This window comes from Amycolatopsis sp. NPDC006131 (assembly GCF_040614175.1).
In the GTDB taxonomy this organism is placed as follows: Bacteria; Actinomycetota; Actinomycetes; order Mycobacteriales; family Pseudonocardiaceae; genus Amycolatopsis_E; species Amycolatopsis_E tucumanensis.
On the sequence record NZ_JBEXTX010000007.1, the window covers coordinates 111179 to 126555 of the forward strand.

A 15377-nucleotide genomic window follows, 5' to 3' on the forward strand; every position below is an offset into this window, starting at 1 on the left:
GCCCACGCTACTCACGCTTGACCTCCAGCGCGGTGGAGGTTGCAGCCTGGCCCCATGCGCGTGATCGAGGCGGTGCGGTTCGGCGGCCCCGAAGTGCTGCGGGTGAAGCGGGTGCCCGACCCGCACCCGGGGCCCGGGCAGGTCGTGGTCGAGGTGAAGGTGGCCGGCGTGCTGTGGATCGACACGGTGATCCGCCGCGGCGAGGCCGGGCACCTGTTCCCGGTGACGCCGCCGTACGTGCCCGGCGCGGGCGCCGCCGGACAGGTCACGGAGATCGGCGCGGGGACGGACCCGTCGTGGTGCGGCGAGTGGGTGCTGGCCGACGTCCAGGGCGCGTACGCCGAACAGGTGCCGGCCACGCCCGGGCAGCTGATCCGCGTCCCGCCGGGCGTGGGGTTGCGGGAGGCGGTGGCGTTGCTGCACGACGGATCCACCGCGCTGGCGGTGTTCGAGCGGGCCGCGGTGCGGCGCGGTGAGCGGGTGCTGGTGCAGCCGGCCGCGGGCGGGCTGGGCACCCTGCTGGTGCAGCTCGCGCACGCGGCGGGGGCGCACGTGATCGGCGCGGCGCGGGGCGCGGAGAAGCTGGAGATGGTGCGCGCGCTGGGCGCGGACGCGGTGGCCGACTACAGCGAGCCCGGCTGGACCGACGAGGTGGGGCCGGTGGACGTGGCGTTCGACGGGGTGGGCGGCGACCTGGGCCGGGCGGCGGCCAAGCTGGTCGTGACGGGCGGGCGGTACTCGAACTACGGGTGGGCCGGTGGCGCGCCGGTCGCGGTGGACGAGGTGCGGCCGGACGTGACGGCCTACGGCCTGGAGCAGTTGCGGGAGTACGAGCCCGGCCGCTGCGCCCGCACCGAACGGATGCTGCGCCTGGCGGCCCGCGGCGCGGTGCGCACGGTCATCGGGCAGACCTTCCCGCTGAGTCGCGCCGCGGACGCGCACCGCGCGCTGGAGTCCCGCTGCGGCAAGGGGAAGACGCTGCTGGTGATCTAGTGGCCAGTACCGCGCCGGCCAGCACCAGGGCGCAGCCGAGCAGCTGCGGTGGCGACAGCCGTTCCCCCAGCACCAGTGCGCCCAGCACGACCGCGCCCACCGGGGTGAGCAGGAGCAGCACCGCCCCGACCGCGCTGGGCAGCCGCGGCGTGTTGGTCGCGACCAGGAGCCAGCCGACGACCTGCCCGCACACCGCGACGACCACCAGCCAGCCGATCGCGGCCCACCCCGGCGTCAGGTCGAGCCCGTAGCCGAGGAACCCGGCGGCCAGCGACACGACCGCGGCGGAGGCGGTGACGACCGGGTAGGACCGCCGGGTCCGCCCGTCCTGCCCGCCGCGGCGCAGCAGGTACAGGAAGCCCGAGTAGCACAGGGCGGCCAGCGACGCGTGGATCGTACCGGCCACCGACGCCGGGCCGCCGGTCACGCCCGCGGCGAGCACCACTCCCGGCAGCACCAGCGCGACTGCCGCGAAGTAGCGGCGGGACACCGGCTCTCGGTCGGCTGCCCAGGCGATCACCGGCACGAGCACGACCTGCAGGTTGACCAGCACGGTGGACAGCCCGGCCCCGATCTCGCCGATCGCCTGTGTCCACAGCAGACTGTCCCCGGCGAACAACGCGCCCGCCAGTACCGCGCGCACCCGTTCGGAATGGTCGAGCGCGCCGCCGTGTTCGGCGCGGGCGAGCACCGCCAGCGGGGCCAGCGCGAACAGGCACCGGTAGAACGAGGCGGTGCCCGGCGCCGTCCCGGACAGCTCGATCAGCACGGCCGACGCGGAGACGGCGAGCGCCCCCGTCGCGACACCCCAGGCAGGTCGCATACCCCTCGGCTACCCGTGGACCTAACGGCCAAACACCGGTTATGCTCGTTAGATGTTCGTCGGCGGTCATGTGGTGCTCGACCTGGTCAACACGGTCGCGTGGCGCCTGGACCCGGCACGCCGCGAGGAGCGGCTACCGGACGACGACGCGCTGCGGCGCTGGGCCGAGGCGGCGGGATTCACGGTGGCTCCGGACGGTGGCGTGGCGGAGGTGCGGGAGGCGGCCCACCAGGCGCCGGAGCCGCCCAGCGCGCTCCGGGACGGTGGCGCGGCCGAGGTGCGCGAGCTCCGGGAAGCGGCCCACCAGGCGCCGGAGCCGCCCAGCACGGTCCGGGACGGTTGCGTCGCCGAGGTGCGCGAACTCCGGGAAGCGGCCCACCGGGTGCTGGAGCCGCTGGCGACCGGCGCGGAGCCCGGGGACGTCGAACCGTTGCGGCGGCTCATCGTGGGTGCGCTGGCGCGGGCGGAGGTCGTGTCGGTGGCGCCGCTGGAGTGGCGGATCCCGCTCCACGGCACGCGGGACCTGCGCGACGCGCTCGCGCTGGAGACGTGGCGGCTGCTGCAGTTCGAGGACCTGACCCGGCTGCGCCGCTGCGCCGACGACGGCTGCGGCTGGCTCTTCCTGGACCGCAGCCGCAACGGCTCCCGCCGCTGGTGCAGCTCCGCCGACTGCGGCAACCGCGAGCGGGCTCGCCGCCACTACCACCGCGCCCGCCGCTGACAGGCCACGCCCCCGCGCGCGGCGCGCAGCGCCGGCAGGGTCAGACCGTCGCCCCGGGGCAGTGGCCTCGCTCGTCGCGGGCCGGCCGCCACTACCACCGCGCCCGGCGCGTGAGTGCGCGGCGGCGCGCAGCACCGGCAGAGTCCCGGGACTCACAACCGGGGCGGGACTCACTCGTCGCGGTTGAACTCGGCTCGTACGCCCAGCAGGCGCACCGGGCGGGTCCACTCGAAACGGTCCAACAACGACAGTGCCGCGCGCTCGATCTCCACCGGATCGCTCGTCGGCGCGGGCAGGGTCAGGCTGCGCGTGTAGGTGAGGAACGGCTTGAACCGCACCTTCACCCCGATCCGCACCGCGGGGCGCCCCTCCCCCACGACGTCCTCCGCCACCCGCGCCGCCAGTGCCGACACCTGCGCGTCCACCGCGGCGCGGTCGTCCAGATCCGTCTGGAACGTCGTCTCCCGGCTCCGCGACCTCGCCAGGTACGGCGTCGCCGTCACCTCGGTGTCCCCCGCGCCCTGGGCGAGCAGCCGGTACCACGGCCCCATCGTCGGCCCGAACCGCTTCGCCAGCTCGTCCGGGTCGGCCGTGCCGAGGTCCCGCACCGTGGTCAGCCCGGCCTCCGCCAGCTTCTTCGCCGTCTTGCGGCCGATCCCCCACAGCGCGTCGGTCGGGCGGTCGGCCATCACCGCTACCCAGTTCGCCCGCGTCAGCCGGTAGATCCCGCCCGGCTTGGCGAACCCGGTCGCGATCTTGGCCCGCACCTTGTTGTCCCCGATCCCGACCGCGCACGACATCCCGGTCTCCGCGGCCACCCGCGCCCGGATGTCCGCCGCCAGCGCCTCCGGGTCCGCCACCCGGGCGCCGACGAACGCCTCGTCCCACCCGATCACCTCGACGACCACCGGGAAGCCCCGCAGCGTCGCCATCACCCGCTCCGAGACCTCTTCGTAGGCCTCCTTGTCGACCGGCAGGAAGACCGCGTCCGGGCACCGCTTCGCCGCCGTCCGCAACGGCATGCCGGACTGGATCCCGAACTCGCGCGCCTCGTACGACGCGGTCGCCACGACCGCCCGCTCGGAGGGGTCCCCGTTCCCGCCGACCACCACCGGTTTCCCGCGCAGCTCGGGGTGCCGGGCGACCTCGACCGCCGCGATGAACTGGTCCAGGTCCACGTGCAGGACCCAGTCGTCCGCAGACACGCCACCCAGGCTAGCCGGACAGCTCGATCTCCATCGCCAGCAGACGCGAACTCAGCCCCTTGCCGTGGGTGTCCAGCGCGAGCGACGTCGTCACCCCGCCGTCGAGCGCCTGACGGCACCGGAACTGCAGCGCGCACAGCTTCGGCAGCACGTAACGCACCACCTCGCCACGCACCTGACCAGCGAGGTGTTCGCGCACCCGCTCCGCCGTCACCTCGCGCTCCAGGTCCGCGAAATGCCGGTCGTCGAAGGGGAACAGCGACAGGATCGACGTGTCGCCCTTGTCGCCGGCCCGGCAGTGCGCGACCTCGTGCAACATCACCCGCACGACGGAACTCCGATCACGGTCACCGCGGGCTCGACCCGGTCCCGGTCGATCAGCGTGGACACGATCCCGATCACCTCCGTCACGGCCGTCCGGACGCCTCCGCCCCCGGCCGGCCCGTTCGTGTAGAGCGCCTCCACCTCGTGGCACACGACCTCGGCCGACGCCCGGTCCGCGGCCGACGCGGCGATCCGCAACCGGCACTCCGGCGACCCCTCCGCCCCCAGCACGTCGGCCCGCACGCGGGTGCCCGCGAGCCGCCGCAGGACCACCTCACCGGCCAGCTCGGCGCGCGCCCGGGCGCCCGGTCCGGCGTAGGAAATCCCGGCTTCCGCCCGCCACCCGGCGCGGTAGCCGACGCTGACCTTGAACTTCTCCGGCCGCGCCCGCCCGACCGCGCCGCGCACCGCCACCCGGTCCGGCCCGGTCTCGGCGACGGTCACCTCGCGCAGGTCGAGCGTGACGTCCGGGGTGAGGTAGGCCGTCGGGTCGGTCACCTCGTACAGCAGTTGCTCCCGCACCGTCGCGCGGGACACCAGACCACCGGTGCCGGGCAGCTTCGACACCTCCACGTCGCCGTCGGCGGTCACGTCGGCGTACGGGAACCCCAGCTCGGCCAGCCCGGGCACGTCCTTGCGGCCGGGGTCGGCGAAGTACCCGCCGGTGAGCTGCCCGGCGCACTCCAGCAGGTGCCCGGCCACGGTCCCGGCGGCCATCGCCGCGGGATCGCGCAGGTCCCACCCGAGCCGCTGGGCCAGTGGCGCGGTGAACAACGAGGGATCGGCGACGCGGCCGGTGAGCACCACGTCCGCACCGGTCTCCAGCGCCGGCATGATCTGCTCGGCGCCGAGGTAGGCGTTGGCGGACACCAGTTCCCCGTGCTCGGCCAGCGGGCGGCCGGTTTCCAGCGCCGGGGCGGACGGGTCGATCCGGTCGAGCACGTCGTCCCCGGTCACCACCGCGACGGTCAGCCCGAGACCGATCCGTTCGACCAGGTCCGCCGTCACGCGACCGGCGGCCAGGGGATTCGCCGCGCCCATGTTCGTGATCACCCGCACGCCCCGCGCGGCGCAGAGGGGCAGCAGCCGTTCGAACCGGGCGAGCAGCCGCGGATCGTACCCCGTCGCGGGGTCGGCCAGCCTGCGCTGCTGGCCGAGCGCGATCGTGCGCTCCGCCAGGCATTCCAGCACGAGGTCGTCGAGCTCCCCGTCGCGGGCGAGCGCTTCCGCGGGCTCGAACCGGTCCCCCGCGAAGCCGGCTCCCCCGCCGATCCGTACGCAGTTCATGCTCTCCCTCAGATCGCGCCCACGGCCAGGGCGACGGCGGTCATCACGACGGTGGTCCCGAACGCCCACTTGAAGGCGAACCGCTGGTGCTCGCCCAGGTCCACGCCCGCCATGCCGACGAGGATGAACGTGGACGCGGTCAGCGGGCTGAGCGGGAACCCGGTGGTCATCTGCCCGAGCAGCGCGGCGCGGGCGATCTCGGCCGGGTCGCCGCCGAGCGCGGCGCTGGTCTCGGCGAGCACCGGCATCACCCCGAAGTAGTAGGCGTCGGGGGTGAACACGAGGCTCAGCGGCATCCCGGTCAACGCGGTCAACGCCGGCAGCGCGCCGCCCGCCCAGTCCGGCACGACGCTCACCAGCGCCCGCGCCATCGCCTCGATCATCCCGGTGCCGGACAGGATCCCGGTGAACACCCCGGCGGCGAAGATCATCGTGGTCACCAGCACCACGTTGTGCCCGTGCTTGTCGAACAGCTCCTGCTGCTGGCTCCACTTCGGACGGTTGATCAGCAGTGCCAGCACGAACGCGCCGACGAACAGCACCTCCAGCTTCGCCACCTGGGCCAGCAGGGCGGCCACCAGCGCGAGGGTGAGCACGACGTTGGCCCAGTACCGGACGCGCTCGGCCCGCGTGCGTTCCACGGCGGCGGCCGGGCCGTCCAGGTCGAGCACCCCGATCCGCTTGCGCTCGGCGCGGCCGATCAGCCACGCGGCGACGAGCACCCACGCGATCCCGGCCAGCATCGCGGGCAGCAGCGGCAGGAAGATGCGGCCGCTGTCGGCGTTCAGCGCGGCCATCGCCCGCGCGGTCGGCCCGCCCCACGGCACCAGGTTCATCACCCCGGCGCCGAGCGCGACGACCCCGGCGAGCACCAGCCGGCGCATCCCCATCCGCTGGTAGATCGGGAGCAGCGCGGACACCGTGATCAGGAACGTCGAGGCGCCGTCGCCGTCGAGGGCGACCAGCACGGTGAGCGCCGCGGTCCCGACCGTGATCTTCAACGGGTCGCCGCCCGCCCACCGCAGGATCCGCCGCACGGCCGGGTCGAACAGGCCGGCGTCGATCATCAGGCAGAAGTAGAGGACCGCGAAGGTGATCATGATCGCGACCGGGGCGACGGTGGTGAGCCCCTTGCCGATCAGCTCGCCCAGCCGCGGGGCCGCGCCCACGGCGAGCGCGGCGACGACCGGGACGACGGTCAGCGCCAGCAGGACCGAGACGCGGCGCGAGAGCACCCCGGCGAGGAACACGCCGATCGTCAGAAAGCCCGCCAGGGCAAGCATCTCGGGGACCTCCAGTGCGCTGTCGACGGTGACGTCTGCCGACTCTGCGGCATCACAGCTATCGAGGTCAAACAAAAGTTGGGCATAGACTCATGCACCATGCGCATGGATCTGACGGTGCAGCAGCTCCGGGCCGTGGTCGAGGTGGCCGACGCCGGGGGGTTCACCACGGCCGCCCAGCGGTTGCACCTGGCCCAGTCGTCACTGAGCCGCACGGTCGCCGAGGTGGAGCGCAAGGTGGGCGTGGCGCTGTTCGAGCGGACCACCCGGCGGCTGGTGCCCACCGCGGAGGGCGTGGAGTTCACCCGGATCGCGCGTGAGGTGCTGGCCTCGTTCGACGCCGGGCTGCGGCACTTCACCGGGTTCCTCGCCGGCACCCGCGGGCACGTCCGGGTGGCGACCCTGCCGTCGCTGGCGGCGATCCTGCTGCCCCCGGTCATCGCCCGCTACCGCCACGAATGGCCCGGCGTGGAACTGTCCATCGAGGACTGCCTGTCGGACGAGGTGCTCGCCCGGGTGCGGTCCGGCGCGGTGGACCTCGCGGTCACCGTCGTCGGCGAGGCCCCGGACGACCTGGAGGTGCAGCCGGTGGCCGCCGACGAGTGCTGCTGCGTCTTCCCGCCCGGCCACCCCTTCGCGGACGCGGAAACCCTGACCTGGCAACGGATCCAGGGCGAGCCGTTCATCGCCTTCTCCCCCGGCAGCAGCATCCGCCCGCTGGTCGACCACGCGCTCGCCGAGGCCGGGGTCGCGCCCGGCCACACGATCGAAGCACGCAACATCGCCGCCGTCGCCGGGCTCGCCGCCGCCGGGCTGGGCGTCTCCGCGATCCCCGGCCTGGTGCTGCCACTGGTCGCCTTCGCCGGGCTGCGCAGCCTGCCGCTGGACGGGCCGCGTGCCGAACGCACGATCGCGCTGGTCCGCGACCCGTCCCGGCCGCGCCCGCGGGCCGTCGCCGCGTTCACCGAGACCCTCCTCCAGGCCCGGGACCGCGGCGACGGCCTGCCGGCTCACACGCGCTGGCTCACCCGCCGTGGCAGTGACCGCCCGTCGACGGTGGCACGTCCAGCGTCGGGTTCCGGTCGAAGAACCCCACCGGCTTGAGCTTGAACCCGGTGTAGTCCACCGGCATCACCGGCCAGTCCTCCGGGCGCGGGAAGTGCGTCAGCCCGAAGGTGTGCCACAGCACGATGTCCTCGCCGTCGATGTCCCGGTCGGCCGCGGTCCACGCGGGCAGCCCGGCGCCGCCGGGGTTCTGGTTCACCAGGTCGCCGGCCGGGTAACGCTCGGCGCGGGAGTAGCGGGTCACCCACAGGTGCTTCGTGGCGAAGGTGGCCCGCGCGTGCACCGACGAGGACTCGTCCGCCAGCAGTGTCGGCTGGCCCTCCGGGTAGAGCACGTAGGCCGGGTTGCGGCCGAAGCGGTTCTGCCGCTCCGGGTTGACGATGTGCCACACCCGGCCGCGGGTGTTGTCGGCCGCCCGCGCCGCTTCGGACTCGCGGGTCAGCCGCGTGCGCGCCTCGCGGAAGGCGTTGCCGTACGGGTTGGCCTCGCTCACCGGAACCCGCACCGCGTCGACCTCGTCCACGGCGTTGCGGTCGCCGTCGACGCTGACGTCCAGCCGCGCGCAGAACAGGTGCTGGTGGTAGGGCGCGCCGAGGCCGGGCGCCATTTCGGTGGCGTACTCGTGCCCCTCCGCCGGGTAGGCCGAGGTGAACGTGATGCCGGTGGCCTTGGCCTCCAGCTCGATCGTGCCGTCGAGGTAGAAGTACCAGTAGAAGCCGTAGTCGTAGTTGCCGATCGTGGTGAAGAACGACACCACCAGCCGCCGCTGCCGCCGCGTCTCGTGGGAGCCGGCGAACATGTCGCTGTGCTTCCACAGCACGCCGAAGTCCTCTTCGTGCATGCAGATCGCGTTGCGGATGGTGCGCGGCTCGCCCAGGTCGTCGGCCACCACCGCGTCGAAGTAGCGGATCTCGCCGAGGCAGTCGCAGCCCAGCTCCAGCGAGTTGGTGTAGCGGGCGAACATGTACTCGCCGCAGTCGAAGTAGTTCTGCCAGAACCGCACCGGCGACGGGTCGGCGTAGGGCACCACCATCTCGGCCACCGACGCCCGGTACAGCACCGGCCGCTCGTGGAACGAGATCTCGTGCAGGGTGAGGCCTTCCCGCTCGTTGAAGCCGATCCGCAGGTCCCAGTTCTCCCACCGCACCCGGCTGCCCTCGACCGCGTAGCTCGGGCCGTCCGGCTGGGTGATCTCGATCGGCTTGAGCGTGGTGCGGTGCGGCCCGGTCTGCGCCGGGTCGTCGAAGTTGCCCGGCTCCTGCGGCACCGGCAGCTCGCGGTGGTCGATCACGGTCGTCACCGCGCGGGCAGTGAGGTCGACGTAGGCGACCAGCCCGTCCACCGGGTGCGCCCACGGGTGGTCCTTCTCGTGGAACTGCTGGAAGCCCAGCGCCCGCACCACGCGGCGGCCGGTCTCCCCGGGGTGGTCGTAGGAACCGGCGGACAGCGGCACAGCGCGCACGGTGGCCGGGTCCAGACCGCGCTTGCGCAGGGCATCGGTCCACCGCGGCTCGGCGTTGAGGATGTCCTCGATCAGCTCGAACTCGGTGTCGATGATCGGCGGCTGGCCGTCGGCGACCGGGTCGATCGCCCGCAGTTCGTCCACAGTGGACCGGGTGGCCGACACCACGACGTCCTTCGAGGAGCCGTCGGCCAGGTCGAGCAGGATCCCCCGGAACCGGCGGTCCACCTCGTCGCCCGGCCGGTGCGCGCGCACCACGGCCTTGCCCGGCTCCTCCAGCGCCAGGAAGGCGAACCGGACGGACTCCCCCAGCAGCCCGGCGGCGCTGAGCACCTCCCGGACCACGCGGACCTCGTCCTCGGTCATCGGGTCGAGCGGGTGCGTCGTGGTGGTGCGTTCTTCGGCGAGTGTCATCGGCGATCCTTTCAGGCGAGGGCGGGTTCGGTGGCGGGCGAGCGCAGGACGGCCGAGAGCACGGCCCCGAGGGCGAACGCTCCGGCGAGCACGGCGAAGATGACGGCGGCCAGGCCGAACGAGCCGCCGATGAGCGTCGGGAAGTTGAGCACGGTCAGCACCAGGCACGTGCCCAGCCCGGCCAGGCCGAGCACCGGCGCGGCGAACGTGTGCCAGGTGCGCCGGTCCACCCGCGTGCGGCGGAAGAACACCACCACAGCCGAGCACGTGAGCGTCATGAGCACGAGCACGCCGAGGGTCGCGGTGCCGGCCATCCACGAGAACACCTGGGTGACCGGGTCCATCCCGGCCAGGGCGAACACCGCGATCAGCACGACCGCACTGACCGACTGCGCGAGCGAGGAGACGTGCGGCGAACCGTGCCGGTGGTGGCTGCGGCCGCAGGCGGCGGGCAGCGCGCCGGAGTTGCCGAGCGAGAACGCGTACCGGGCGATGACGTTGTGGAACGACAGCAGCGCGGCGAACAGGCTGGTGATCAGCAGGACCTGCACGACGTCGGCGCCCGCGGCGCCCAGGTAGCGGCCGACCGTGGTGATCAGCATGTTGCCCGGGTCCGCGCCGGCCTGCTCGACCGCGCCCGCGTCGCCCCACGCGGAGACGACCGCCCAGCTGGACAGCGTGTAGAACCCGGCGATGAGCAGCAGCGACAGGTAGGTGGCGCGCGGGATGGTGCGGGCCGGGTCGCGGGCCTCGTCGCGGAACACCGCGGTGGCCTCGAACCCGATGAAGCTGGCGATGGCGAACATGATCGCGATGCCCACCGAGCCGGAACCGATCTGCGCCGGCTGCAGGAACGCCGTCGACAGGCCGCCATCACCACCGCGCGCGGTGACGACCGCGTCGAAGACCAGCACGATCCCGGCCTCGCACAGCAGCAGCACGCCGAGCACCTTGCTGCTCAGCTCGATGTGCCGGTAGCCGAACAGGCCGACCACGGCGAGCGCGGCCAGCGACCACACCCACCACGGCAGCGCGGGGCCGCCGTAGTGCTGCACCAGCCCGTCGAGGGCGGCGCCGAGGTAGCCGTAGACGGCCAGCTGCACCGCGGTGTAGGTGACCAGGGCGAGGAACGCCGCGCCGAGGCCGGGCGCGCGGCCGAGGCCCTCGCGGACGTAGGCGTAGAAGGCGCCCGCGTTGGGCACGTGGCGGCTCATCGCGCAGAACCCGACCGCGAACAGCAGCAGGACCACGCAGCACAGCACGAAGGTGGCGGGGAAGGCGGCGCCGTTGCCGAGCGCGACGCCCAGCGGCACGCTGCCGGCGACCACCGTGAGCGGCGCGGCGGCCGCGACGACCATGAAGACGATGGAGCCGGCGCCCAGTGAACCGGTCAGCGACCGTGGCGTATCCATGAGACCTCCGGGGACTCAGCGGGGATTTCCGGTGACGGCTGCACAGCGTTGAGCAGCAACGTTGCGCCGCCGTCAGCCGCCGGTCAAACCCCGGTCTCCGCCGCCGGGAAGTCCCGCGGTGGCGTTCTCCCAACGCGGGAACGGCTCCGGCGTTTTTCTCATTTGACGCTCGCGGCCATGTCCTCGGACGTAACCCCGGAGTTACAGTGCCGGGTTACCGTCCACAGAGGAGGAAATGCCGGATGTCCGTGCCACCCCGGGTGCTGCCGCCGTTGCGGCGCGAGTCCCCGATGTCCGGGCTCGACCGCCGCAACCTCGGTCCGCTGCAGGTGTTCGCGCAGTCGATCTCGGCCGCGGCGCCGTCGGCGGCCATGGCGGCCGCGCCCGCGGTCGCCGCCGCCGGGGCCGGGACCGGGGTGCTGTGGTCGTTCGTCGTCGCGACCGTGCTCGCACTGCTCATCGGGCTGGGGATCGCGCAGTTCACCCGCCGCATGGCGGCCGCCGGGTCGCTGTACAGCCTGACGGCGAAGGGGCTCGGCCCGGCCGCGGCGTTCGCGTGCGGCTGCGCGTTGCTGATCGGCTACGGCCTGCTGACGATGGCCGCGCTGACCGGGTCCGGCGTCTACCTGCAGGACCTGCTGCGGCGCGCCGGGCTGGACCTGGGCTGGGGGCTGGTCGCGGTGCTGGTGCTGGTGCTGGGCGGGCTGGCGACGGCGTGCGTGCTGCGGGGTGTGCGGTTGTCGGCGACGGTGGTGCTCGTCGCCGAGGCCGTGTCGATCTCGCTGATGCTGGTGGTGTTCGGGTTGCTGCTGGCCAGGGTCGGCCCCGGGCTGGCGCCTGCCGCGCCGGACCGGGGCGTCGGCGGGATCGCGGCCGGGGTGCTGCCCGCGCTCGGCGCGTTCATCGGGTTCGAGGCGGCGGCGTCGTACGGGGTCGAGGCCCGGCGGCCGTTCCGGACCGTGCCGCGGGCGGTGCAGGGCACGGCCGCGTTGTGCGGCGTGCTGTACCTGGTGGCGGCGTACACGCAGGTCATCGGCCTGGGCGCGCTGCCGGGCGGGCTCGCCGGGCAGGCCGAGCCGGTCAGCACGCTGGCCGCGCTGCAGCAGCTGCCGTGGCTGTCCTACCTGCTCGACCTCGGCATCGCGGCGTCGTTCCTGGCGTGCACGCTGGCGACCGGCAACGCGCTGGTGCGGGTGCTGCTGTCCATGGGGCGCGAAGGGGTGGCGCCGGCCGCGCTGGGCCGGACGCACCCGCGGTACCGGACGCCGCACGTCGCGATCCTGGCCGTGCTGCCGCCGGTCGCGGTCGTGCCGGTCGTGCTGATGGCCGCCGGGATGAGCACCACGTCGGTGTTCGTCACGCTGCTCAACGTCGCGGTGTTCGGCTACCTGGTGGCCTACCTGCTGGTGTGTGTGGCGGCGCCGGTGTTCCTGCACCGGATCGGCGAGCTGACCCGCGGGGCGCTGGTGGTCGGCGCGATCACCGCGCCCGCGCTGCTGGCGGCGCTGGTCGTGTTCACGGCCGACAACCTGGGCGGCCCGTACCCGGCGGTGTTCGGGCTGTGCGCGCTCGCCGGCCTGGCCTGGTTCGCCTGGCTGCGCCGGCGGCGGCCGCGGGACCTGGCGCGGGTCGGGATCTACGACGAGACGTCCGAGGCCGACCTGCTTGGCGGCGAGCGGTGAGCCCGGAGACGCCGCTGTCCGGCCGCCAGCCGAAGGCGGTCCGCAGCGCGCTGGCGGTGCTGGAGGAGGTCGTGGCGGCCGGGCCGGGGGTCACGGCGAAGGAGATCTCGGCCGCGTTGAAACTGCCCCCGGCGACGACCTACCGGCTGCTGAACCTGCTCGTCGGCGAGGAGTACCTGGTGCGGTTGCCGGACCTGCGGGGGTTCGCGCTGGGCCGTCGCGCCGGGCGGCTGGCGACCCCGGTGCCGGTGCGGCCGCCCGCGGCGGCCAGAGCGATCGTGGAACACCTGCGGCAGCGGGTGCGGTGGGGTGTGCACCTGGCGTCCTACCGGACCGGGCGGCTCACGCTCGTCGACCCGGACCCGGACCACCCGCCGTCGGACGGGGCGCTGCTCGCCCGCTACCCGCACGTGTCCGCGCTGGGCAAACTGCTGCTCGCCGAGCAGGCCGACTGGCGCGCGGTGGTGCGGGAGCTGCGATCGTTCACCGAGCGGACGATCGTCGACGCCGACCGCCTGGACGCCGAACTCACCGCGGTCGCGCGCGACGGGCTGGCCCGGCAGTGCGGTGAGCTGCTGGAACGCAAGGGCTGCCTGGCGGTGGCGATCCGGGACGTGGTCACCGGCGAGCTGGTCGCCGGGCTCGCGGTGAGCGGGCCCGCGGAACGGGTCGCCGAGCCGAACGCCGAACTGGTGGCGCTGGTGCGCGACCACGCCGGGCAATTGGCGCCACTTCTCGCGTGAGCGATGTCGAGAACGCGGAAGCGGCTCCGTCCCCGGCGTGACACACCCCGGAAACCGGAGGAGACGGACATGGATGTCACCGCTGAACTGGCCAAGCCGATCGCGCGGGAGCTGCTGCAGTCGAACATCCTCGCGCGGCTGGCGTACGACGGACTGGACGGCGAGCCCCGGGTGATCCCGATCGGGTTCTGGTGGGACGGCGAGCACCTGGTCATGGCCACCGTGCCGAAGTCGGCGAAGGTCGCGGCCCTGCGCCGCAACCCACGCGTGGCGATCACCATCGACCGCATGGACCCGTGGCCCCCGCGCGTGCTGCTGATCCGCGGCACCGCACGCCTGGAACTGGTCGACGGCGTCCCCGACGCCTACATCGAGGCGTCCCGGAAGGTGACGCCCGCCGAGGTGTTCGAGTCCTGGGAGCAGGGCGTGCGGGCGCTGTACGAGCAGATGGTGCTCATCACGATCTCGCCGGACTGGGCCAAGCTGCTCGACTTCGAGACGACGCTGCCCAAGGCGGTGGAGGACCTGCTCGCGGAGCACCAGGCGAGGGCCTAGGCTCGCAGCGTGCGGATCGTCTCCTTGCTGCCCGCCGCCACCGATCTGGTGGCCGAGCTGGGGCTGGCCGGGCAGCTGGTCGGGCGGACGCACGAGTGCGACTGGCCGCCCGGCGTCGAGGAGGTGCCCGTCGTCACCGGCAGCGGCCTGCACACCGCCATGAGCAGCCGCGAGATCTCGCAGACCGTCGGGGACGCCCACGCCGGCTCCGCGCTCTACGCCCTCGACGCGGCGAAACTCGCCGCACTCCGGCCCGACGTCGTGCTCACCCAGGACCTCTGCGAGGTCTGCGCGGTGTCCTACCGCCGGGTCACCGACGCCGTCCGCATGATGGACGCCGGGCCGCGGGTGCTGAGCCTCGAACCCCGCACGCTCGCCGAGGTGCTGGACTGCCTCCTGCTGCTCGGCGACGTCCTCGGCGTGCCGGACGTCGCCCGCGCGAAACACGCGGAACTGCTCGCCCGCCTCGCGGACCTCCGGGAGCGGACCCGGGACCTGCCCCGGCCCCGGGTCGCCGCGATCGAGTGGCTCGACCCGGTCTGGCCCGCCGGGCACTGGGTGCCCGAACAGATCGCCGCTGCCGGCGGGGAGCCCCTGCTGGCCCGGCCGGGCGAGCACACGAAGGCCATCGACTGGGCCGCGGTGACCGCAGCCGAACCCGACGTCCTCCTCCTGCTCCCCTGCGGCCTGCCGCCGGAGCGCACCGAGGCCGACCTCGGCCTGCTCACGAGCCGGCCGGGCTGGGCGGACCTGCCCGCCGTGCGCGCCGGGCAGGTGTGGATCCTCGACGGCCCGTCCTACTTCAACCGCCCCGGCCCGCGCGTCGTGCGCGGCGCGGAGGTCCTCGCCCACGTGCTGCACGGCATCGGGACCGTCGAGCCGGGTCAGGCGAGGCGCACCTCGATCTCCGGCGGCGTCCGCAACGTCTGATACACCACGCAGTACCGCTCGGTCAGCTTCCGCAGCGTCGCGAGCTGCTCCTCGGACGCGTCGGTGTCGAGGTCGAACGACAACCGGATCGCCTGGAAGCCCACCGGCGCGGACTTGTCGACCCCAAGCGTGCCGCGGAAGTCCAGGTCGCCCTCGGCCCGCACGGTCCCGCCGCGGATCTCCAGCCCCAGCGACGTCGCCACCGCCCGCAGCGTCACCCCGGAGCACGCGACCAGCGCCTCCAGCAGCATGTCGCCGGAGCAGGCGAGGCTGCCGTCGCCGCCGGTGGCCGGGTGCAGGCCCGCCTCGACCACCGCCCGCCCGGTCTCCACCTTGCACGAGATGCCCAGCCCGTCGAGCTCCGCGTTGGCGCGCAAGGTGATCAGCGCCTGAGCCGGGTCCTCCCGGTAGCGCTCCTTGAGCGGCGCCTGCAGTTCCCTGAGTTCGCCTGCGTCCATGCCCGCCAGTATGACCGCGT

At 73.8% G+C, this 15377-nt stretch carries 15 protein-coding genes; 7 read left to right on the top strand and 8 right to left on the bottom strand.

Translation table 11 applies throughout. From position 1 onward, the window contains the following. The first annotated feature begins 54 nt into the window (after positions 1-54). Positions 55-993, top strand: coding sequence for a zinc-binding dehydrogenase (locus ABZ215_RS06815; RefSeq protein WP_354948293.1), 939 nt, complete (start codon positions 55-57; stop codon positions 991-993). On the opposite strand, the gene ABZ215_RS06820 is transcribed toward ABZ215_RS06815, so the two are convergent. Next, on the bottom strand, positions 899-1816 hold the full coding sequence (locus ABZ215_RS06820; RefSeq protein ID WP_354948295.1) for a DMT family transporter: 918 nt from the start codon (positions 1814-1816) through the stop codon (positions 899-901). The two genes, ABZ215_RS06815 and ABZ215_RS06820, sit on opposite strands and share 95 nt — an antisense overlap. Positions 1817-1868: 52 nt before the next feature. On the opposite strand from ABZ215_RS06820, the gene ABZ215_RS06825 reads away from it, so the two are divergent. Continuing rightward, positions 1869-2537, top strand: a complete 669-nt coding sequence (locus ABZ215_RS06825) for a CGNR zinc finger domain-containing protein (RefSeq protein WP_354948297.1) — start codon at positions 1869-1871, stop codon at positions 2535-2537. 170 nt (positions 2538-2707) lie between these two features. Here ABZ215_RS06825 and ABZ215_RS06830 read toward each other — a convergent pair whose 3' ends face one another. From ABZ215_RS06830 to ABZ215_RS06845, 4 genes are read right to left on the bottom strand one after another with little or no spacing between them, the layout of a single operon-like run. Beyond that, complete coding sequence (locus ABZ215_RS06830) at positions 2708-3742, bottom strand: DNA polymerase IV (protein WP_020420611.1); 1035 nt, start codon at positions 3740-3742, stop codon at positions 2708-2710. Positions 3743-3752: 10 nt separating this feature from the next. Beyond that, complete coding sequence (locus ABZ215_RS06835) at positions 3753-4070, bottom strand: hypothetical protein (protein WP_027930615.1); 318 nt, start codon at positions 4068-4070, stop codon at positions 3753-3755. Continuing rightward, positions 4061-5353, bottom strand: a complete 1293-nt coding sequence (locus ABZ215_RS06840; RefSeq protein WP_354948300.1) for an acyclic terpene utilization AtuA family protein — start codon at positions 5351-5353, stop codon at positions 4061-4063. Before ABZ215_RS06840 ends, ABZ215_RS06835 begins: the two co-directional genes overlap by 10 nt. Positions 5354-5361: 8 nt before the next feature. Further along, the gene (locus ABZ215_RS06845; protein ID WP_354948302.1) at positions 5362-6636 is read right to left on the bottom strand and encodes a citrate:proton symporter; all 1275 of its coding nucleotides are present in this window, start codon (positions 6634-6636) and stop codon (positions 5362-5364) included. A gap of 99 nt (positions 6637-6735) precedes the next feature. On the opposite strand from ABZ215_RS06845, the gene ABZ215_RS06850 reads away from it, so the two are divergent. Further along, positions 6736-7740: a LysR family transcriptional regulator gene (locus tag ABZ215_RS06850; protein ID WP_354948304.1), complete on the top strand. Its 1005-nt coding sequence runs from the start codon at positions 6736-6738 to the stop codon at positions 7738-7740. Here ABZ215_RS06850 and ABZ215_RS06855 read toward each other — a convergent pair. Together ABZ215_RS06855 and ABZ215_RS06860 are read right to left on the bottom strand one after the other, a co-directional pair. Then, positions 7661-9577 carry a primary-amine oxidase gene (locus ABZ215_RS06855; RefSeq protein ID WP_354948306.1) on the bottom strand — a complete coding sequence of 639 codons (1917 nt, stop codon included), beginning with the start codon at positions 9575-9577 and terminating at the stop codon, positions 7661-7663. The genes ABZ215_RS06850 and ABZ215_RS06855 overlap by 80 nt on opposite strands. A gap of 11 nt (positions 9578-9588) precedes the next feature. Beyond that, a complete protein-coding gene (locus ABZ215_RS06860) occupies positions 9589-10989 on the bottom strand; it encodes an APC family permease (RefSeq protein ID WP_354948308.1) in 1401 nt (466 codons plus the stop codon). Between the two features lie 242 nt (positions 10990-11231). Here ABZ215_RS06860 and ABZ215_RS06865 point away from each other — a divergent pair, with 242 nt between their 5' ends. From ABZ215_RS06865 to ABZ215_RS06880, 4 genes are all read left to right on the top strand, one after another. Continuing rightward, the gene (locus ABZ215_RS06865) at positions 11232-12671 is read left to right on the top strand and encodes an APC family permease (protein ID WP_020420618.1); all 1440 of its coding nucleotides are present in this window, start codon (positions 11232-11234) and stop codon (positions 12669-12671) included. Next, positions 12668-13414, top strand: coding sequence for an IclR family transcriptional regulator C-terminal domain-containing protein (locus ABZ215_RS06870; protein WP_354948310.1), 747 nt, complete (start codon positions 12668-12670; stop codon positions 13412-13414). Before ABZ215_RS06865 ends, ABZ215_RS06870 begins: the two co-directional genes overlap by 4 nt. Before the next feature lie 69 nt (positions 13415-13483). Beyond that, positions 13484-13969, top strand: coding sequence for a pyridoxamine 5'-phosphate oxidase family protein (locus ABZ215_RS06875; protein WP_354948312.1), 486 nt, complete (start codon positions 13484-13486; stop codon positions 13967-13969). A gap of 9 nt (positions 13970-13978) precedes the next feature. After that, positions 13979-14899, top strand: coding sequence for an ABC transporter substrate-binding protein (locus tag ABZ215_RS06880; RefSeq protein WP_354948314.1), 921 nt, complete (start codon positions 13979-13981; stop codon positions 14897-14899). Here ABZ215_RS06880 and ABZ215_RS06885 read toward each other — a convergent pair. After that, complete coding sequence (locus ABZ215_RS06885) at positions 14854-15357, bottom strand: OsmC family protein (RefSeq protein WP_020420622.1); 504 nt, start codon at positions 15355-15357, stop codon at positions 14854-14856. The two genes, ABZ215_RS06880 and ABZ215_RS06885, sit on opposite strands and share 46 nt — an antisense overlap. Positions 15358-15377 lie beyond the last annotated feature (20 nt).